General features: G+C 36.0%; 17 protein-coding genes. 10 read left to right on the top strand and 7 right to left on the bottom strand.

Going from position 1 to position 22,250, the window contains the following annotated elements; translation table 11 throughout:
- Position 1 precedes the first annotated feature (1 nt).
- Positions 2-574 (bottom strand): GDYXXLXY domain-containing protein, encoded by a 573-nt coding sequence (locus DFQ11_RS10820; RefSeq protein WP_110475900.1) that lies wholly within the window; start codon positions 572-574, stop codon positions 2-4.
- Positions 575-592: 18 nt separating this feature from the next.
- Positions 593-1,876, bottom strand: a complete 1,284-nt coding sequence (locus tag DFQ11_RS10815; RefSeq protein ID WP_110475899.1) for a DUF2157 domain-containing protein — start codon at positions 1,874-1,876, stop codon at positions 593-595.
- Positions 1,877-2,125: 249 nt separating this feature from the next.
- Between DFQ11_RS10815 and DFQ11_RS10810 the strand changes: the two genes are divergently transcribed.
- Entirely contained in the window at positions 2,126-2,587 is a 462-nt protein-coding gene (locus DFQ11_RS10810; RefSeq protein ID WP_110475898.1) for a Spy/CpxP family protein refolding chaperone, read from the top strand.
- A gap of 111 nt (positions 2,588-2,698) precedes the next feature.
- A complete protein-coding gene (locus tag DFQ11_RS10805) occupies positions 2,699-3,040 on the top strand; it encodes a hypothetical protein (RefSeq protein ID WP_146221527.1) in 342 nt (113 codons plus the stop codon).
- Between the two features lie 53 nt (positions 3,041-3,093).
- On the opposite strand, the gene hemL is transcribed toward DFQ11_RS10805, so the two are convergent.
- Genes hemL through DFQ11_RS10790 form a run of 3 tightly spaced genes read right to left on the bottom strand, consistent with a single transcriptional unit; the run spans position 3,094 to position 6,105 of the window.
- Positions 3,094-4,380, bottom strand: a complete 1,287-nt coding sequence (gene hemL / locus DFQ11_RS10800; RefSeq protein WP_110475896.1) for a glutamate-1-semialdehyde 2,1-aminomutase — start codon at positions 4,378-4,380, stop codon at positions 3,094-3,096.
- A 6-nt stretch (positions 4,381-4,386) separates the two neighbouring features.
- A complete protein-coding gene (locus tag DFQ11_RS10795) occupies positions 4,387-5,208 on the bottom strand; it encodes a glucosaminidase domain-containing protein (RefSeq protein WP_110475895.1) in 822 nt (273 codons plus the stop codon).
- A 3-nt stretch (positions 5,209-5,211) separates the two neighbouring features.
- Complete coding sequence (locus tag DFQ11_RS10790) at positions 5,212-6,105, bottom strand: 1-aminocyclopropane-1-carboxylate deaminase/D-cysteine desulfhydrase (protein ID WP_110475894.1); 894 nt, start codon at positions 6,103-6,105, stop codon at positions 5,212-5,214.
- A gap of 270 nt (positions 6,106-6,375) precedes the next feature.
- Between DFQ11_RS10790 and DFQ11_RS10785 the strand changes: the two genes are divergently transcribed.
- The 3 genes from DFQ11_RS10785 to DFQ11_RS10775 all read left to right on the top strand — a co-directional run bounded on the left by DFQ11_RS10785 (position 6,376) and on the right by DFQ11_RS10775 (position 16,150).
- Positions 6,376-6,837 carry a hypothetical protein gene (locus tag DFQ11_RS10785; RefSeq protein WP_110475893.1) on the top strand — a complete coding sequence of 154 codons (462 nt, stop codon included), beginning with the start codon at positions 6,376-6,378 and terminating at the stop codon, positions 6,835-6,837.
- 25 nt (positions 6,838-6,862) lie between these two features.
- On the top strand, positions 6,863-10,645 hold the full coding sequence (locus DFQ11_RS10780; protein WP_110475892.1) for a CUB domain-containing protein: 3,783 nt from the start codon (positions 6,863-6,865) through the stop codon (positions 10,643-10,645).
- Positions 10,646-11,107: 462 nt separating this feature from the next.
- A complete protein-coding gene (locus DFQ11_RS10775) occupies positions 11,108-16,150 on the top strand; it encodes a T9SS sorting signal type C domain-containing protein (RefSeq protein ID WP_146221526.1) in 5,043 nt (1,680 codons plus the stop codon).
- 1 nt (position 16,151) lies between these two features.
- On the opposite strand, the gene DFQ11_RS10770 is transcribed toward DFQ11_RS10775, so the two are convergent.
- Positions 16,152-16,475 (bottom strand): hypothetical protein, encoded by a 324-nt coding sequence (locus DFQ11_RS10770; RefSeq protein WP_110475920.1) that lies wholly within the window; start codon positions 16,473-16,475, stop codon positions 16,152-16,154.
- A 347-nt stretch (positions 16,476-16,822) separates the two neighbouring features.
- Here DFQ11_RS10770 and DFQ11_RS10765 point away from each other — a divergent pair, with 347 nt between their 5' ends.
- The 5 genes from DFQ11_RS10765 (at position 16,823) to DFQ11_RS10745 (ending at position 21,793) form a co-directional block, all read left to right on the top strand.
- Positions 16,823-17,008 (top strand): DUF5522 domain-containing protein, encoded by a 186-nt coding sequence (locus DFQ11_RS10765; protein ID WP_110475919.1) that lies wholly within the window; start codon positions 16,823-16,825, stop codon positions 17,006-17,008.
- Entirely contained in the window at positions 17,008-19,008 is a 2,001-nt protein-coding gene (locus DFQ11_RS10760; RefSeq protein WP_110475890.1) for a urocanate hydratase, read from the top strand. Before DFQ11_RS10765 ends, DFQ11_RS10760 begins: the two co-directional genes overlap by 1 nt.
- A 19-nt stretch (positions 19,009-19,027) precedes the next feature.
- Entirely contained in the window at positions 19,028-19,573 is a 546-nt protein-coding gene (locus DFQ11_RS10755) for a DUF4136 domain-containing protein (protein ID WP_110475889.1), read from the top strand.
- 231 nt (positions 19,574-19,804) lie between these two features.
- Positions 19,805-21,475: a SulP family inorganic anion transporter gene (locus DFQ11_RS10750; protein ID WP_110475888.1), complete on the top strand. Its 1,671-nt coding sequence runs from the start codon at positions 19,805-19,807 to the stop codon at positions 21,473-21,475.
- 126 nt (positions 21,476-21,601) lie between these two features.
- The gene (locus DFQ11_RS10745) at positions 21,602-21,793 is read left to right on the top strand and encodes a cold-shock protein (protein WP_020895249.1); all 192 of its coding nucleotides are present in this window, start codon (positions 21,602-21,604) and stop codon (positions 21,791-21,793) included.
- 166 nt (positions 21,794-21,959) lie between these two features.
- Here DFQ11_RS10745 and DFQ11_RS10740 read toward each other — a convergent pair whose 3' ends face one another.
- A complete protein-coding gene (locus tag DFQ11_RS10740; protein WP_110475887.1) occupies positions 21,960-22,202 on the bottom strand; it encodes a hypothetical protein in 243 nt (80 codons plus the stop codon).
- Positions 22,203-22,250 lie beyond the last annotated feature (48 nt).

The raw sequence follows: 22,250 nt of genomic DNA, 5'->3' as shown, positions 1-22,250 counted from the left end.
ATCATTCAGAGGTCTTTAGTTCTAAATAATTCAGAAGAGGTCGATCATTAATATAGACCTCTTTTAAAACCGCATCTCCATTTTTAACAGACACTAAAGCATAAGTCTGATTGATGGTATCTAAAACCGAATTGTATTTTCTATAGATATTTTCTGCTGGTTTGGCTTTAAATTCTTGCATATAATAGCGATTGAATGGTAAACTGAAACCAACATCATTGGTATATGGATTATACCAGTCAACCTTGACTTCAATAAAATCTTTTTCGTTTTCAATCTTCGTCTTACTTACTGCTTTCACTTGTGCATATCCTGAACTATCTTTTTCCAGATACACGAGAATCTTATCGTCTTTTTGAAGTGTAGAATCTCTACTTTTTGCAGAATTTAATTCATAACTCAAAGTCACATACTTCCCTCTAAAGGGGTCATTCGGATCTATGGGTTGTGTTTTAAATTTATATAAAGTTCCTGTTTTAAGAATATGTTCTTGATTATAAATCATGTTTGCAGGAGCAAACAGTTGTAAAACGGCAATAACCACGAAAATTATAAATAGATATTTAGATTTCATAAGTGCGATTTAACGGGGTTAAGACTGAATAGACTTCTGTTTTTTAAACATGAAATAATTCGTTAAGAAGAATCCTAGACCAACCAGAACAAACAGAATTCCTCTTAGAACAAAGCTCATATCAGTATCAAAAAAGCGACAAATAATGGTCACTGAAATAATTAACAGACCATAATTTAGAATACCAAAACTTAAACGCTCTGTCCCAGACTTCACCGCAAATAATCCTAAAAGCAGCAAAATACTATTAGTAAGTACAGTCGCTAATCCGGCATTTATAGTACCTATTGCAAACAATATTACAAAGACGAGGAACACAAATTGAAAAACATCCAACATCACTTCCGTTCTCTTTTTGTAACTGAAGCCTAATAAAACTAAAGCGCTCACAAATAATAGAACTGAAATGATCAACTCTTGCGAGTTAACCACAAACACCTTACTTTCTACGTCTTCCCAAATACCATTAAAGGAGAAAACAACCAATAAAACCACTGTTCCTAATGATCCTAAAAGCTTAAAACTATTTCTCCTAAGGAGCCCGTTTCTATAAACATTAAGATAGCCGAGATTATAATACATTCCGAATAACAAGGCATACATCAAAAACGCTAATGCCCAATTAGAATTGATACAGGTGCCCAAGCTTATCATTAAACTCACCGCATATAACCAATTTAAAATTCCAGTGGAATTGGCTTGTGCACTTTTTAACAAGGCCGATATGTAAAATGGTAAAGTTCCTAACATGATCAAAAAATACAACCAAGGCACCCTACTCCCACCATTAAAACTATAACCAAGCTCTACGGCGTAATACGTAGCCAATATTATAACCAACATGTCGACTGCTTTCGAATCTAGCAGATAAATCAGCGGCAATCCAAGGCTTATCCATAATAGCAAATAACTACTCAAATCGCCAGGTATATGGTAAATCTGACTTACAAGTGCAATGGACGCGCCTATGGAAAAAAACAGAAATGTGCCTGCAGATTCTTTCCACGCCCGACTTTTATTTTTCAGTATAGCGATTCCCGACAACACTTGCCCAATGAGTAATGGAAGAAAGGCAAAAATGGTCTTGATAGGTCTTGATAGATGATCCCAATTATGAGCCAGAATTAAAATAACCCCTAATCCGACTAAAGCCGAACCGAAGATTCCAAAAATCATAAACAAAGGGTTAGATTGCCCCTTCTCTTTATACCTATAATATTCAGTAATACGAATGGCAGTATCTTCTGAAATAACCTTATTATCCACTAATTCGGTCAGTTCTCTATTAAATTTAAACTTCATAGGTTTTAAAATTTCCTTTAATTAAAATGACCGCTGATTATTTAGCATTTATTCAGGATTTAAATTCCATAGCACTGTCATTATACAATCCTATTGCTTTTCAATATATGGAATATTTGAGGTTTCTAGGCTAAGTACTTCGTAATTAGATAGGTTGTTATATGTTAAATTCTTTGTTAAATAACAAAATCTCATTAAACGATTAAGAGTATTTACGGTCTTAAATAGCAGAACATAAAAAGATAAATCATGAAAAAATTAGCAATTATGACCTTAGCGCTTATTTCCTTCAGCGGAATGGCGCAACAAAAGGAACAAAAAAAGATGGAAAGAAGTCAAGTTTCTGAATTAAGAAAAGAATTGACTCCTCAAGATAGAGCAGATTTGCAAACCAAAAAGCTTACCTTAAAACTAGATTTAACGGCAGATCAACAAGCAAAAGTGCATAGTTTGATATTGAGTAAATCCGAAGAAATACAAAAGCGTAGAGAAGAAAGAAAAGCATCTTCCAATACCGAAAAGGAAAAACTCACAAAAGATGAATTGGTTAAAAGAAGAAGCGATAAGTTGGACGAGAGAATTGAAATGAAACGCAAAATGAAAGCAATTCTTAGCCCAGAACAATATGCTAAATTTGAAAATATGCTGTCTAAAAAGAATAAAATGAAAAGAAAACACCAACCGAAAGCAGTCAAAAAAACCCAGCAATAAAAAAGACAAATTCGATTTTTAAAATAAAAAAGTATCGCTTAGTCGATACTTTTTCTATTTATTGAATAAAATTGTTATTTTAGTGTCCAATTTTAAAACTATTAATCCATAATGAAAAAGATATTTACACTTTGTCTATTTGTAGGTGCTATGTTACTTGGTAGCCAATCAATTGCTGCTCAAAATAATACAGCTCAAGACCTCAAAGAAATTAATAAAGTAGCTGCTGAAAAAACAGAAGAGTTGAGACTTAATGTTAAGTTTAGCAATGAACAGCGAGATGAAATTTATTCAGCATTTCAAAAATACGGTAAAGTGAAGGCGAGTTTTAAAGTATATCCTTCAACTTCAGAAAACCTTGAAAGAAACGAAAAAGAATTACAAGAGAAGATTAAATCAATTTTAGATGCAGAACAGTATGAGCGTTATTTAGCTTATATAAAAGCCAACTAAAAAAAATTATTTTAATAAAAAAAGCCTCGTAAATTTTACGAGGCTTTTTTATTTTATAAGGTTTTCGCTATCCGTTCAACGGCCGCGATGGTTTCATTTAAATCTTCATAAGTTAAAGCATCAGTAATAAACCAAGTTTCAAAGGCGCTAGGTGCAATATATATGCCTTCATCTAGCATACCGTGAAAGAACTTCTTAAAAGTCTCATTATTTCCTTTAGCAGCAGACTCAAAATCTACAACGGCCTCTTCAGCAAAATGAACAGAAATCATAGAGCCAATTCGGTTAATCGTATGGGTAACATTATTTTTATTTAAGGCATCAGCCATACCTTGGTGTAGATATTTGGTCTTCTCCTCTAACCTATTCATTAAGCCTTTATCGGAATGAACAGCTTTTAACATTGCTAATCCGGCAGCCATAGCTAAAGGGTTACCACTTAAAGTTCCTGCTTGATATACTGGTCCTAATGGCGCTAGGTAATCCATAATTTCATTTCTTGCGGCAAAAGCTCCCACTGGCAATCCACCACCTACTACTTTTCCAAAGCAAACAATATCTGCATTAATGCCCTTCAGCTCTTGCACACCACCTTTAGCTAACCTAAAACCAGTCATTACCTCATCAAATATCAACAGGATATCATTCGCATCACATACAGTCCTTAAGCCTTCTAAAAACCCTTCAATTGGAGGAATACATCCCATATTACCCGCAACAGGTTCAATAATAATCGCCGCTACTTCACCTTTATTGGCTTCAACCAATTCCTTTACATTCTCAATATCATTATAACGTGCCAACAAGGTATCCTTAGCTGTACCTTGAGTAACACCAGGGCTATTTGGAGTACCAAAGGTCACAGCTCCACTTCCTGCAGCAATTAAAAACGAGTCGCTATGCCCATGATAACAACCAGAGAATTTTATGATTTTATCTTTCTTCGTATAACCTCTGGCTAACCGAATAGCACTCATACAAGCCTCAGTACCAGAATTCACAAAACGAATCTTATCTACATTGGGAACCATTGACACCGCTAATTCAGCGATTTCAGTTTCTAAAGCCGTCGGCATTCCAAAGGAAGTACCTAATTTAGCCTTTTCAATAACCGCATCTACCACTGGCGGAAACGCGTGACCAAGTAACATTGGCCCCCACGAATTAATATAATCTATAAAACGATTTCCATCTTCATCATAGACATAGGCGCCTTTTGCCGATTTAGCAAAAATAGGTGTACCTCCAACGGCATTAAAAGCTCTTACTGGAGAATTTACACCACCTGGAATCACAGTCTTTGCATCTTTAAATAATGCACTACTTCTTTGATATAACATAATTTTTTAATTAGGAATAATAAGTTCTTGACCAATAGACAGGTCATTTGATTTTAATCGGTTACTAGCTTTAATAGCTTCAACCGTTGTTTTATATAATCTTGAAAGCGAGTACAAGGTATCTCCCTTTGCTACAATATGTGTTGTCGTTGAATTTTTAGATGTCTTTTCAATGATTGTAGTTGATCGTTGTGATCTTGAACCTAACACTTCTTCATCAAATTGATACAGCTTGTAACGCTCTATCAAACTGATTAATTTTTCAGGATATCGTCTATCCGTAGCATAACCAGCTGCTCTCAAGCCTTTGGCCCAACCTTTATAATCGTCTGGTTTTAATTTAAATAAACCCGAATAACGCTGTCTTCCAGTTAGAAATTCTGAATGATCTTCATAAGACCCTTCTGCCTTTTTATACTTTCGGAAACACTCTTGAGAACGATCATCGTCATGATAGATTTTAGCGCCTTGCCAACCATGACACTTAATACCAAAATGATTGTTGCCTTCAACAGCTAATCGTCCACGTCCAGACCCAGATTCTAAAATGCCTTGCGCCAAAGTAATACTTGCCGGAATTTTATGAGTTCTCATTTTATTTTTAGCAATTTCAGAATATTGATCGATATAAATTTCTACAACATTGCGAGTATCATTAACTTTTACTTCTGGTTGTTTTTCAACCTCAACGCTGCGGTCTTCTTCTCTGTCCTTAACAACCACTGTCTTATTGGTCTTGCTGTTTTTCTTTTTTGTAACAATTCCTTTCTTTGGACCACAACTCATAGCTACTAAAACAAGTAACATTATTAAATATCTCAACTTCATATTTTATATATCGATTAAAGGCTGATTTTTTCGTTTCAATAATTTATTAACACCTGAAATTCCCTGTAAACCTCCGGTATGAATGGCTAGAATTTGTGAACCCTCTGCGAAAAATCCTTTGTCCATCAAATCAAAAATCCCATACATCATTTTACCAGTGTAAATAGGATCTAGTGGAATATGATATCTGTTTTTAAATTGATTTATAAACGCAATTAATTCGGGCTTTATTTTGCCATAACCACCAAAATGATAATCAGTTATTAAACTCCAATTTTCTTGATGTGCAAATTTACGAATATCTTCTCGTAAAAAGTCACCTTTAAGCGCCGGAAAACCTAAGATATGTTGATGTGATTGAGAACTGTTAATTAATCCTGAAATGGTACCACCTGTCCCTACGGCACAACAGATATAATCATACTTCGAATCCTCAAGTCTTAATATTTCCTCACAGCCTTTAATTGCTAAAGAATTTGTACCGCCTTCAGGAATTAAATAAAAACTACCGAACCTTGATTTTAAGTCATTTAGAAAAGTTGCTGAAGTCTTTTCGCGATAAACGTTCCTTGAAATAAAATGAAATAGCATCCCCTGATCTTTCGCAAATGACAAGGTGGAATTGCTTTCAATTTTATCAACTAACTCTTCGCCACGTATGATGCCAATGGTATCAAAACCAAATTCCTTACCCGCTGCAGCTACTGCCGCTATATGATTAGAATAAGCACCTCCGAACGTTAATATTTTGGTAAAACCAAGACCCTTAGCCTCTAGAAGATTGTACTTCAACTTTCGGTATTTGTTGCCTGAGATATATTTATGATTTAAATAATCGAGTTTAATATCAATTTGATGCTCTAAATAAATAGGATCCTGGTCTTTGATAACAATCACACCTGTACGTTAAAAGTTAATGAGTTCAAAGGTAACAACTAAGGTTCAGAACTTATGATTTACTAAAAATTTTAATTGTTTTAGTCAAGCCATTAAATCATCATACTTCACAACAGTAATCTCCCTTTATTATAGAATTTATTAGAAAATACTTTACGATTTATTTAACATTTTTAATTATTTTCATGACATTTAACAATTTTACAGAATATCTATTAAAATTAACACCTAATCAAGTCACTTAAGAACAATATTAGCCTCATTTAATCTATGAAAACGCAGTACTCCTACCTTAATTTCCCTACATCATTCAGATTTTCCGATTTATACCTACCACTGATTTTAGGACTCCTATTTTCATTAAGCGCTTTTGGACAAACAGAAATTAATAAAAATGGCTTTGTCATCGAGTCTAAAACCATTTTGATTGAAAATTCAAGTACCAATAATGTAGAAATTTCATGGGACTTTTCTAATTCAACAAATAGAACAGCCACTACTTTAAACATTGAAGTCCAACCAATAAATGATTGCTGGAATACATTGAATGGAAAAAACAGATCTGATATGGTTTTAAAAACTTTTAAAAACCTAGCCGAAAACCCAACAGGAAATCTCTTATTAAGTTCACGCGAATACAACACCAAATGTTTTAAATGGCGTGCTCAAATCATAAACACTAACACGCGCCAAGAACAATATACCGATTGGCAATTTTCTAGTTTCCTTTAAGCCCTAACCTACCAAAGCAACTAAAATGAAAAAAATTACCCTACTACTTATTTTCGTCACCCTATTTTGTCAAAACAACTTTGCCCAAGGAGATTCCGTAGCAAATGCGGAACAATTTTGTGCAGGCGGATCCGAATTGGTGTTCCCAAATGTTACAGGAGAAACTAATTGGACAGATGTAGGATGTTTAGGCAGCATCCCAAACGCTGCTTATTACTATATAACCATAGCCCAACCAGGTGATTTAATTTTTAATATCTCACAAACAGATGTGAATGGAGACGGATTGGATGTTGATTTTATAGCATGGGGTCCATTTAATTCTATCGCTGATGCCGATGCCTCGATTACATTAACTGATTGCGCTACATGCCCTAGCAATACAAGTACAACAGAACCAAATTTTTACCCCTATACACCCGACCATATAGTAGACTGTAGCTATGATGCTGCTCCAGCAGAAACTCTTACCATAACAGGTGCCCAAACTGGTGAAATTTATATCGTGCTAATTACCAATTATGGTAATAAACCTGGGTCTATCTCGCTACAACAAACTGGTGGAACAGGGGCCACTAGCTGTAAAGACCTTCCTGTTTGCGGTAATAAATTTTATGACAGTGGTGGGGAAACTGGGGATTACTCTAACAATTTAGCAGAAACCACAACCATATATCCGTTTGAAGCAGGAGGAACCGTAACAACAACTTTCACTGTTTTTGATATAGCCCCCGGAGATAGCTTAGCAGTTTATGATGGACCTGACACCTCAGCACCTTCATTAGGTACATATTCTGGAACAACTAACCCTGGGCCATTTACATCTACCCATGCTTCAGGCACACTTACCTTTGTTTTTACAAGTAACGGTTCTGGAGTAGGCGCTGGTTGGGCGGCAGATATTGTATGCACCCCTCCCCCATTAATACCTACATGTGGAGATACGTTTTACGATAGTGGTGGTGTATCTGGAGATTATACAAACAACGAAAACGAAACAACAGTTATTGCACCAATTAACCCTGGAGATGCTGTTACAACAACTTTTACCGCATTTAATCTTGATAGTGGTGACACTTTAGAGGTTTTTGATGGAGCAACTTCATTAGGCTCCTTTACAGGAACAACAATTCCAGGTCCATTCACTTCAACAGATCCATCAGGTGAATTAACGTTTACTTTTACAAGCAATGGAGGTGGAACACAATCAGGGTGGGCTGCAGACATTACCTGTAGTATTTTGTGTAACATTTCTATTGCAGAAGCGCTTAATCCTATTGGTGCTGATGACTGTACTTTAAATTATTCTCAATTTGTAGCAACTTCACTTGGAAGTCCAGGAGGTACAACTACTGTTTTTTCAGAAGATTTTCGTGGCACAAGTATACCTACAGGTTGGACAGTAAATAATAGCGCTGGCGCTGGAAGTTGGACTGTTACAAATTCGTCAAATGCAGGTGGAACACCTTATGAAGGTACATTATCAGGAGGTTATGATTCATCAGCCAATGGCACTGTGAGTTTAACCTCACCTCCAATTAACATTGCCGGACAAACCAATCTACAATTAGACTTAAAACAATATTTAGACCATTATGGCAGTTCTTATTTTTATTCAATATCTATACAAACAAGTTTAGATGGTGCTGGTTGGGTAAATCAATATAATGTCAACCCTGTTACTAATGATATCAATCAAGAAACTCGTAATATTGATTTGTTTGCTTTATCGGGGAACAGTTTACGTATTCGATTCCAATTGAACGGAATGCCATTTGGTTTATCTTATTGGTATATAGATGATATCATACTTACAGGTGACGCACCCCCCGTAATACCACAAATAACTTGGTCTCCAACAACAGGCCTTTATACAGATGCTTCCCTTACCACAGCCTATACTGGTGGATTTACAGATACCGTCTATGCAGCTCCAAACGGCACACAAACTTATACCGCTACAGACCAAAATGGCTGTAGTGACACCGTTACGGTCTCTAGAAATAAAAAAATCTGGAACGGCTCCATAAACACAGATTGGTTTAACTCCAGCAACTGGACCCCAATAGGGATTCCTACCAACCAAAACTGCGTGATTATTCCAGACGCTAATACTACTAATCATTCACCAATTGTAGATTCGGCTACTAGTCCAGGTTTAGGAAAAACCTTGCTGGTAGAAACCAATGGCTATTTAGAAGTAGAAAGTGAATCCGGATTAATCATAACCGATGATATTACCGTAGATGGAAAGCTTATTTTACGAAACTCCTCTAACTTAGTGCAAATTACCAATACGGGAATCACCAATACGGGTAATATTCAAATGCAACGCACTGTCAACGATCTTTCACCACAAGATTATGTGTACTGGTCTTCTCCTGTGGATGATTTTTCGGTAACAGCTGTATCACCAGGTTCAAACCAAAGATACAAATGGCTGCCAACTACAGCTGCTAAGTATGGAAATTGGCAAGCTACCTCAGAAATTATGGAACCAGCTAAGGGTTATATAATTCGTGGAATTTCTGGCACAAACCCTGAAGGCGTAGCACCAACCAATACCGTGGAATTTACAGGAGTACCAAGAAATGGAAGGATTCAAATTCCTATCATGCATGGTGGTTATACTGGAGCAGATTATACTGGTGCTGGGAATACAGATGCAACAGAATTAGACGATAATTGGAATTTAATTGGAAACCCATATCCATCTTCTATCTCTGCCGATTTATTTATAGCTGTAAACGGAGGCACATTAAGTGAAACACCAGACCCAAACACACCTGCTATTTTTGGAACGGTGTATTTATGGACCCATACCTCTGCACCAAGTACCATAGACGATCCTTTTTATGGCGACTATGTGTACAACTACAATCCAAACGATTATATTGGCTACAACAGCACAGGATCTAACCCTGCTGGGTTTAACGGCTACATCGCGGCAGGACAAGCATTTTTTGTACTCATGGATCATAATGCAAGTTCACCTTCTATGGTAACTTTCAATAACACCATGCGTTATGATAATTCTACGCCTACAAATCCACTGCCTTTTAATAACACGCAATTTTACAGGGCTGCACCAACGGCTAAGTCCTTAGAATATGGCACAGAAATAGAAAAACATAGGATTTGGTTAGATTTAATTTCACCAAACAACCGTGCCAACTCTATTTTGGTAGGTTATATTGAAAATGCCACCAATGGCATAGATCGACTGTATGACGGCTACGAATTAAGCGAAACGAGCACACGTTTTTACTCACTAATTGAAGGTGAAAAGATGGCTATTCAAGGAAAATCTGTAACATTTGAAGACACAGACAAAGTGCCTCTAGGCCTAGTTGTTGCACAAGCTGGAAATTATACCATAGCTATCAACACCCTAGATGGCTTATTTGAAAGCACAAACCAAGATATCTACCTAGAAGACACCTATACAGGTATGATACACGATTTACGAGGAGCACCTTACAGCTTCAACTCCGGAAAGGGTACTTTTGACGACCGCTTTATATTGCGTTATAACAACGTGACATTAAGCCTACCAGACGAGCAGGCTTTAAATAATTTACTTATTACGGCACCAGGTAATCAGTACATTAAAGTGAGTTCTGCTTATGAAACCATTAAATCCGTATCTGTATACGATGTTTTAGGACGAAACCTATTCATAAATAATAACCTCAACCAAAGAGAGTTTATGTTAAACGACGTGCCGTTTTCAAATGGGACCTACATTGTAGAAGTTACATTAAACAGCGGACTTCAAAAAATACAAAAAGTGGTTATAAATCTTTAAGTAAACACAATTAGTCATAGTAATAACTTCTCTAAAGTCCTTGACAAATAGTGTCAAGGACTTTTTTTATACTTCCTCCTTCAATAGTATAAACAAAATCTCTTCCTAGATATATAGCAGCTTGCGGTTCCTTAAATACGTTAAGCTATGTGATATCATAGTATCGATTCATGCTATTACTTATAAGAATTAACATGCAAACTCTAAATAAAACCAATACTAATAGACACAAACTTTCATCATCAATAAATGTTTTATCTCAATGTTGGACTTTAGATTCAATAGTAGGGCCGTTATGTTTTACAATTGCAAAATTTACCGACAACCTTATTTCGTGTTTTTTTCAATTCTTTTAATATCAACTACTTAAAATTTTTAATTATATTAGCTAATACCCTAAACAATTGTATATCAAAAAAATATATAATCTACCAAGAACAGCCATATAATACCCAGAATTTTATGAAAACGCACGACATTTTCCCATCTCCCAAATCTGTCATAAATTCAGTATTCAGCTGTTTTATTATGGTCTTTTTTCTATTAGGAAATTTCTGTGTAAATGGACAACAATTGGCGAAGGAAGTAGCTAATGCCAAATATGCTCAAAAGCAATCTCAAGACAAAGCCATTTTTAAAAACACGTTAAAATCATCTCTGAATAGTAAACAAACTCCTTTAAAAAACGAAAGAATAAAATCCGAACCCGAACCAAATAGTTACGTTCCATTACCTAAGCCTCAAGCAGGTCCTTTAGAAGCTCAAAAAAACAAAAAAGAAGACCTTAGCAAAAGAGACATATCTTCCAAACACTTTATTAATGACGATGGTAGCTATACGGCTCTTATTGGTGGTGGACCAATCCATTATGATAATAACGGAACTTGGGAAGATATAAACCACAGCATAACTACCAATAACAATCCACAGTATCCGTATAGCAATACGACCAACTTATTAGAATCTTACTTTGGAGCCACCGCCCACCTTGGAGCTAGAAGCAATACCAAAGAAGGCGAGGTGAAAGAATTTTTAAACACCAAAATGTATTGGGAAGTGAATGGTCAAGCTGTAGACATACAAAATAGCCAAAACACTTCCGTGACTATAAATGGTAGTAAAGCCTATTACAACAATTTATTTGGAACAATTGCTGCGGAGTATTCCATATTGTCGGGGAAACGAAAATTAAATTACATTATTCCAAACGCCCAAGCTTTTGGAAACATGCCTAACAATGCCCAATATTTAGTTTTTTCTGAAGATATAGTACTTCCAAGTGGTTGGACACATCGTGTAGATAAACAGAAAGGCATACTAATTAATGATGCATCAGGTGAAACCATCTACGCCTATGAAAACCCAACAGTTTATGAAGATTATCACGGAGAATTAGTACTACACGAACAAAACAACCCCGCTTCATTTGAAATTAAAAAAACAAACAATACCATTACCTTATTTTTAAAAGTAGAAACATCTTGGCTAAAAGATGCTAACAGAATTTTTCCTTTAGCTATTGATCCGACGGTTATGGTTTATCCTGATAACGCCAATTTTTGGAGCGGATGGGTTAATAGCAACGGAGCAGGAGCCAATGGCAACATGAGAGTAGGCCACACCAATTCAGGCGCTGAAATTGATGCTTTTGTGAAATTTAATCTCACTTCAATTCAAGCAGGCTCAACTGTTTCATCTGTAACTTCTCACCTTTTTCGCTATGGTGGTGTAGGTTCCCATCCTAATAGACAAATGACTATAGGAAGCTCTAATGTGGACCCAGTAACAGCAGTATTCTGGGCAGACATTTATAACGGCTATACCGGTGACATCTCAAATTCAGTTTCGGCAAACAATGGCAATGGATGGAAAGTTAACACTTTTAATCCTACTGGAATAACGTTTATCGAAAACGCCTTAGCTGATGGTTTTGCATCTATTTTAGCATGGCCATCATCCAACGAATGGACAAACAATAATTATGATAATTTTGGTGGCTATTCTCATGAAAATCCTCCTTACTTAACTATAGATTACACTGTGACAGAACCTTGTTCTCCAACATCCGAAGAACCAGATGGTCTGTACATCAATAGTGTTTCAATTGTTGGAACACTTTCTGATCCACCAACCAATACCTCAACATACAATACAACAGGTTTTGAAGATTTTACAACCTTACCACAATTGGCCGTCCAAGCAGATGGTGAAGGTGTTAATATAATTGCTAGTAGTCAAGGAAGCATACTATCTAGAGGAACCTGGAAAGCATGGGTAGACTGGAATCAAAATGAAGTTTTTGAACCCTCTGAAGAAGTATATAATATTTTTGGCTTTGTTGGCTCTAATGTTACTTTTGGCTTTGAAATACCTGACGGACAAATCCCTGGCGACTATAGACTAAGAATTAGGGTTAATAATAGTGTAGACTACTTGATGTATTATGAAGAAGCCTATGAAGGTTATGGCTTTGATTTTAGTCCCTGTGATGTTTTTGAACATTACTATTATGGATATGAAGGATTTCCTTATTACGACGATATATATAAATATAATTTTGGTGAAACTGAGGACTACTTATTTACCGTTATTGCCAACTGCGATGCGGTTATTACAAACATTATAGATAGTGAAACTTGTAATAACGGTGCTGTAACTCTTAATGTTACAGCTAGCCCAGGAACCACTATTAATTGGTATTATAATGAAACCGATACTACACCATTCCAAAACACGCCTCAAGGAGATTGGACAACACCAGTACTAAGTTCTACAACATCTTATTGGGTAACAGCCACTAATGGTAGTTGTGAATCTATAGTTAAAACCGAAATAACTGCAAAGGTAAATCCAACGCCAACAGTAACCTTTAACCCCGAAACCCCTGTAATCTGTGGTAATGATATCATACAATTAACAGCTGGTGGTGATATAGAATTAGCATACCTTATCGATGAAGACTTTGAATCTGGAGGACTTGGTGCTTTTAACAACTATAAACATTCCGATAATTTAAACAATAATCTAATAAATGATACAGCCAAATGGCAAAACAGGGAAAGTGTCTATGTTCCAGGAAACAATGTAAATGTATGGTACCCAGCAATATCCTCTGGCTTTGGAAGTGATAAATTTGCTTTAGCACTGTCCGATACGGCTCCAACCCCACCAAATAGTATAGTACATAATTCATTAGAACTAGTAACTCCCGTTGATGCCACTGACTTTTTAAACTTAACTTTAAATCTAAAATTATACTATTCAAGATATTTCCAAAACGGAAGCAACCCAGATAATGAATATGTAGCTATTGAATTATCTACAGACGGTGGGTTAACTTACCCTATTGAAATTCAAAAATTCACTAATACCGTAGGATATGGCTCTAAATTTCACGAAATAAACCATGATTTATCAACCTATATTGGTGAAAGTAACTTAAGCTTGAGAATCAGGCACTATTCAGAAGCAAGTGAGAATGGTTGGTTAGGTGACGGTGTTGCCGTAGACGATATTAAACTTTACGGTGACAAACCGCTTAATACAGCATTTACTTATGACCCTTCTACAGTGGATGCATTTACGGATGCAGCAGCTACAATACCTTATACACCAGGAACACAAATTAATTCTATTTATATCAGGCCTACGATAGACCAATTAGAAAATGCTACTTTTCATATTCCCGTAAGCGCCACCTTATCTAATGGATGCGAAGCAACAGGTACAGCTCTTGTGACCAACAACACCAAAATTTTCAAAAGCCCCTACAACGATTGGAACAATGATAGTAATTGGAGCCCACCTGGTGTACCAACCTTAGACAACTGTGTGATTATACCTAACGGTCAAGAAAGTAGTGTAGACGGTACCCTACTTCATGCCGAAGCGTTAAATGTTACAGTGAAAAATGGAGGTATTTTACACCTAGAACCAGAGTATATGCTAACCGTACAAGATTGGATAAACGTTGAAAATACAGGTGTTTTTAATATTAAAAATAGCGCGAGCCTCATTCAAATAAACGATCTTACCACAAAACCAAACTCCGGAAATGTTCATGTACAACGAGCTCCTAAAGACGATTTTTCACCTGTAGACAACCTCAACTATGTCTATTGGTCATCGCCAGTAAAAGGTTTCAATGTAGGCAACATCTCTCCAAATACATCCGCAAGTCTTATTTGGCAATGGATTCCAACCATTACAGAAAATGGAAGTGGTAATCATGGTGATTGGCAAAATGCCACAGGTACAATGATTGATGGTACCGGTTATATCGTTAGGGGTCTTTCGGGCACACCAACCGTGCTACCTCCTGCAACCACCATACCGGTATCCAATAACACCGCCTTATTCACAGGAGTGCCTAACAACGGTGAAATAGTAGTACCAATAAATAGAGGAAACTATACAGGATTAGACTATATTGGTAATGGAAATACAGCCACCGCCCAAGACGATAATTGGAATTTATTAGGAAATCCATATCCGTCATCCATATCCGCAAATAAATTTGTGAATTTAAATTCCCATATTAGCGGTACCATTTACTTATGGCCTCATACGGCGTTACCTAGTGCTGCAAATAATGATCCTTTTTATGGGGATTACGGCTTAAACTACGATAATATCTATATTGAACATAACCCAACGGGAACCATACCTCCTACGGTTGGCGACTTAAACATAGCCTCCGGACAAGCTTTTATGGTACTCATGATGGATACAGCAGGCTTAAGTGAATCCGTCCTTTTTAATAATAGCTTAAGAGACAAGTCCCAAGCTAATAACAGTTTTTACAGACAAGAAGTCGACACTCCAGAAAAACATAGAATTTGGTTAGACTTAGCAGGGTCAGATAATAAGGGGCATACCTTACTAGTCGGGTATATTGCTAATGCCACAAACGATTACGATAGATTATACGATGGATATAATTTTCTAAACCAACCTACTAATTTTTATTCACTAATCGGTGAAAGTACATACTCTATACAAGGTCGCGCATTGCCCTTCTCACAAGACGACACGATTCCTTTAGGTTTCACCATATCGGAAAACGATTCGTTTACCATCGGCATAAATACAATTGATGGGTTGTTTGAAAGCACTAATCAAGGTATCTTTTTAGAAGACACTTATATGAATATTATTCACGATTTAAGAATAGCTCCTTATAGTTTCAAATCAGATGCCGGGACATATAACGATCGTTTTATCCTTCGCTACACAAATGCAGCCTTAAGTATTGCAGACCAACAAACCTTAAATAACCTGAGCATCACCGCTCCTAACAACAGTTACATAAAAGTTAGTTCCGATAATAACCTTATTAAATCAGTTTCAGTATTCGATGTTTTAGGTAGAGAGCTATTCAGTAATGACAGCATCAATAATTCCGATTTCATTTTGAACAATATGGCCTTATCAAAAGGAACTTATGTCGTTAAAGCTACTTTAGAAAATGGCATTCAAAAAGTTGAAAAAGTTATTTTAAAGTAAATCATAAATATGTCCAAAAACCCCAAAAAGGCCTTGACTTTAAATAGTTAAGGTCTTTTTCTTTAGCATAAGCTTCTCGCTCAAAAGAAACATTTCGATATGCCAAATCCCAATTCCTGTATTGAATCCATCGATATATAAATTCAATCATATAAAAGATAAAAAACGGAATAATGAGTAGTTCTAATTGCTGTCTAAGATGAATTTTCTCATGATTAATCACCACGAGATTTGCCTTTAAAGATTTGGTCTTTAAAAACACAAAAGGGAAGATACTAATACCTATATAACCTTTCGGAACAACATATTTTGAAATAAATATCACAAACAACACAATTCAATAATCAAACCAAATTACAATTTAAAAAATATAAAGGAGAAGGCCATCGGGTTGATTTTTATTTAGAAAGACCTCCAAATTATGATTGTGTACCTGATTTTCTACAGCTAAATTTTAAAAATTAACCTAATCATGACTCCGTAGTGACTCCGTAGTGACTCCGTAGTGACTCCGTAGTGACTCCGTAGTGACTCCGTAGTGACTCCGTATAGAGTATGTAAGAAACAAATAAACTTCTCAACAACAAAACATCTTATTTAAAAAATGAAAAAAATTAAACCTCTTTAACCCATAAGTCATCCAACAATCTATTTTCTTATCTTTGTGAGATGATGAAAAAATACGTTCCAATTGAAGACGGTGACTATTATCTTACACCTGAAGGTTACCGCTGTTTTACTGAGCAATACCATCTAAAGCGTGGCTATTGTTGCGAAAGTGGCTGCAGACATTGTCCGTATGGATTTAATAAAAACGCGCCACAGAAAACGAATAAGAATTTACAAAACAAAAAGTAATGCATACAACTAAACTATCATTTCAAGATCAAATACTAGAAGGTATTCCTAATATATTACCAGAACCAAAAGCTTACGATACTTCAATAAATCATGCACCAAAGCGAAAAGCAATTCTTTCTCCTGAAGAAGAAAAATTAGCACTTAGAAATGCGCTGCGCTATTTTGATAAAAAGCACCATGAGACTTTATTACCTGAATTCAAACACGAATTAGATACTTATGGTCGTATTTACATGTATCGCTTGAGGCCTGATTATAAAATGTATGCGAGACCAATTTCAGAATATCCAGCGAAATCAACTCAAGCCGCAGCTATTATGCTAATGATTCAGAATAATTTGGATTATGCAGTAGCTCAACATCCACATGAGCTAATTACTTATGGCGGTAATGGTGGTGTATTCTCAAATTGGGCACAATACCGACTAACCATGAAGTATTTGGCTGAAATGACAGACGAGCAAACTTTAGTGATGTATTCTGGTCATCCTATGGGATTATTCCCTTCACATAAAGAGGCGCCACGCGTGGTAGTTACAAACGGTATGATGATCCCTAACTACTCCAAACCAGATGATTGGGAAAAGTTCAACGCCTTAGGTGTGACCCAATATGGCCAAATGACGGCAGGAAGTTATATGTACATTGGTCCTCAAGGAATTGTTCATGGTACAACGATTACAGTTTTAAACGGTTTCCGAAAGATTAACAAAGAACCTAAAGGCCATCTATTTGTAACATCTGGTTTAGGAGGTATGTCTGGAGCGCAACCAAAAGCAGGAAATATTGCAGGTTGTATTACAGTTTGTGCAGAGGTTAACCCAAAAATCACCCAAGTAAGATTAGATCAAGGTTGGATTGATGAGAAAATCACAGACCTAGATGAATTAGTTGCTCGTGTTCATAAAGCTAAAACTGAAAAAGAAACCATTTCAATCGCATATCTAGGTAATATAGTGGATGTATGGGAGAAATTTGATGAAGCAAATATTCAAATCGATTTAGGAAGTGACCAAACATCTCTGCACAATCCATGGGCAGGTGGCTACTACCCTGCTGATATTTCTTTTGAAGAAGCCAACGAAATGATGGCCAACCAACCTGAATTATTTAAAGAGAAGGTTCAAGAAACATTGCGTCGACATGCGCGAGCCATAAATAAACATACGGCGAAGGGCACTTATTTCTTTGATTACGGAAATGCTTTTCTTCTTGAAGCATCGAGAGCAGGAGCCGATATTATGGCCGTAAACGGTATAGATTTTAAATACCCTAGCTATGTTCAAGATATTATGGGACCTATGTGTTTCGATTTTGGCTTTGGACCTTTTAGATGGGTCTGCGCTTCAGGTAAACCGGAAGACTTAAAAAAAACGGATGAAATCGCTTGCCAAGTTCTTGAGGAAATCATGAAGAATTCTCCTGAAGAAATTCAGCAACAAATGGCTGATAATATTCAATGGATTAAAGGCGCACAAGAAAATAAACTTGTTGTAGGATCTCAAGCCAGAATTCTATACGCAGATGCAGAAGGTAGAATGAAAATTGCCGAAGCCTTCAATCAAGCGATTAGCAAAGGAGACATTGGCCCTGTGGTTTTAGGAAGAGATCATCACGATGTTTCAGGAACGGATTCTCCTTACAGAGAAACAAGCAATATATACGATGGTTCACGCTTTACAGCAGATATGGCTATACAAAATGTAATCGGTGACAGCTTTAGAGGAGCAACTTGGGTAAGCATTCACAATGGCGGTGGTGTTGGTTGGGGCGAAGTAATTAATGGTGGTTTTGGTATGGTTCTTGATGGTACTAAAGAAGCATCTAAACGATTGAAACAGATGTTATTTTGGGATGTTAATAATGGCATCTCAAGACGAAGTTGGGCTAGAAATGAAGGGGCTATTTTTGCCATTAAACGCGCAATGGAAATGGAACCAAATTTAAAGGTAACCTTACCAAACTTCGTAGATGATAATTTATTAAACGAAGTATAACTTAAAACACCTTGCCATTATGAGAAAATTACTCAAATTCACGCCAATAATTATGTTGCTAATTGGACTTACGTCCTGTAGATCAGTTAAAGTTGCATCCGACTACGACAGAGAAGCAAATTTTGACAATTACAAAACCTTCGCCTTTTTCAAACCTGGTATTGATAAAGCTGAAATCAATGACATCGATAAACGGAGAATACTAAGAGCTATTGAGGCCGAATTAATGGCAAAAGGTTTTACCAAATCTGAAACCCCAGATATGCTTGTGAGCATATTCACCAAATCCAATCAACGTGTAGACATTTATAACAATGCTTGGGGCTATGGAGCTTGGGGCTGGGGCGGCTATGGTGGCTGGGGATGGAGATCCCATGGCAATACCGTATCTACAACCACAGAAGGTGTGCTATACATTGATCTTATAGATACAAAGAAGAAAGAATTAATATGGCAAGGTTCAGGAACAGGAAATCTTGAAACTAGAAACATTGACAAAAAAGAAGCGCGTATTAAAGAATTCGTTTCTCAAATGTTATTACAGTTTCCACCAGAGAAAAAATAAGTATTGCAATTTAAATATAAAGAGCATTGGTAATCCCAATGCTTTTTTTTGTTGACATAATTACAATAGAAAAATTGAAAAGCATCAAATCCACAATAGTTGTATAAGCCACTCTAAAAGAATAAGAATATCTTAGTATAAACCATATAGAGATACCTCATATTGAAAAACCAAACTTTTCAACTATAAATCCAAAAAGTATATCTTTGCCGCCTTTCAACAAAATAAATTATGATTCTAGGACAAAAAGCCATTAAATACTTTACAGAAAACCCTAAAAATGATATTCTTGCGGGTATTACAGTATCATTAGCTATGATACCTGAAGTAGTTGCTTTTGCATTCGTCATACAAATTGACCCTTTAGTAGCCTTATCAGGTGCCTTCATGGTTGGATTAATCGCTGCGTTTTTCGGAGGTCGTCCTGCGTTAATATCAGGTGCTGCTGGCGCAGTAGCGGTTATATTTATCAACCTAATTCAAGATGGACATTCTAAAGGATTATTATTTGACTCGCCAGTTGATAATATGGGCTACTTTTATTTATTAGCAGCCGTTATACTCATGGGCGTCATACAAATACTAGCAGGTGTCTTTAAGTTAGGTAGGTATGTACGATTGATACCGCATTCAGTAATGATGGGCTTCGTCAATGGTTTGGCCATAGTTATATTCCTAGCCCAACTCCGAATGTTCTCTCATAAGGAACTAGAGGTAGGTGCCGATGGTCTAAAAAAATACATCAATGTTCCAATGGAAGGAACAGAATTATATATCATGATTGGCTTAGTTGCTTTAACCATGGGTGTGATCTGGTTACTTCCTAGATTAACTAAAAAAATCCCAGCAGCTTTAACAGCCATCTTAATCACTACAGCAGTTGTTGTTTTTGGTGGACTAGAGGTAAGTACCGTAGGATCCTATATTATTGAAGGTGGTGGAGATGGATTAAAAGGCGAATTCCCTACTCCAAATATGGAACTTTGGCAAAACCTACCTATTAACTTAGATACTTTGAAGTTCATCCTTCCATACGCCTTCTTAGCGGCCTCTGTAGGGCTTATTGAGTCATTAATGACTATGAACCTAGTAGACGAACTAACGGAGACTAGAGGTGATGGAAACAGAGAATGTGTAGCTCAGGGAACTGGAAATATCGTTAGTGGATTATTCGGTGGAACTGGTGGTTGCGGTATGATTGGTCAAACCGTTATTAATTTAAACGCAGGAGGTAGAGGTCGTTTATCAGGAATTGCTATGGCCTTAACCCTATTGACCTTTATCTTATTTACAGCACAATATATTGAACAAGTTCCTATTGCAGCTTTAGTGGGTGTAATGTTTATGATGGTTATTGAAACATTTGCTTGGTCAAGTTTTAGAATTATTCGAAAAATACCTGTGTCAGATGCCGCAGTATTAATAATTGTGTCTGCTGTAACAGTATTTTTTGATTTAGCAATTGCCGTATTTATTGGAGTTATTGTTTCAGCTCTTGTATTTGCATGGAAGAACGCTATCATGATTAGAGCACGTAAACGTATGAAAGAGGACGGAACGAAAGTCTATGAAATTTGGGGACCATTGTTTTTTGGATCCATTCAAAATTTTAATATGAAGTTTGATGTGAAAAATGACCCAGACCATGTAATTATCGACTTTGTTGAATCTCGTGTGAGTGATCATTCGGCATTAGAAGCTATTTTCAATCTGGTCAATAAATATGAAGCCGCGGGTAAAACGATTAAATTAAAACATTTGAGCTCTGATTGTAAAGCCTTAATGTATAAAGCCAGCCCGAAATTTAAAGAAGTTATCGTCGATGATATTGATGACCCTAGATACCATTTAGCCGCTGACCCAGAGAAATTCACGAAACCATTATCCGAGTATAATATTTAATCTTTTTAAACACTAAGCCTTAGACCATTAGCTGCTATTAATTTTTATTTTTTAAATTAAACCTTAAAAATAGTTGGTATTCAACTAATTAGAGTATCTTTGCTGCTTAATTTAATATATTTTAATATGAGTACTGGTACAGTAAAATTTTTTAATGACTCTAAAGGTTTTGGATTCATCACAGAAGAAGGAAACAACAAAGAGCATTTTGTACACATTTCAGGTTTAGTCGATGAGATTAGAGAAGGTGATAATGTAGAATTCGATTTAGCAGAAGGAAAAAAAGGTTTAAATGCAGTTAATGTAAAAGTTATATAAGTATATATCTTACAATCTTTTTAAGTATAAAGCCTATCTTTTAGATAGGCTTTTTTTTGTTTACACCCTTAGCTCTACCGTTATTCTGGTCCAAATTGAGATACTTAAAAACAAAAAAGTCAACTCAATAGAGCTGACTTTAAAGATTTCAAAGAAGAATAGTTAATTAATTATCAGTGTCAGTTTTGACTTTGATTTTAGTTTCCCCATCTTCCTCTTTAATTTTTACTTTCTTGTTTTCTGTTTCCATTTTAATCTTAGACTCATCACCATCTACTTTCTTTTTCATAGTAGCTCCTTCTTCTTTCATTTCCTCAATTAACTTATCCTTTTCACTTTGCTCTCTGCAAGAAGTCAGTGACAAGGTTAGAAAACATGCCATAAAGAATACATAAATCAACTTTTTCATAAGTTTATCTTATTTTAATGTTTGAGTCAATTTACAAATTTTATTCTA

The sequence above is a fragment of the Winogradskyella epiphytica genome, from assembly GCF_003217215.1.
GTDB lineage: Bacteria > Bacteroidota > Bacteroidia > Flavobacteriales > Flavobacteriaceae > Winogradskyella > Winogradskyella epiphytica.
This window is presented reverse-complemented; position numbering and strand designations above follow the sequence as displayed.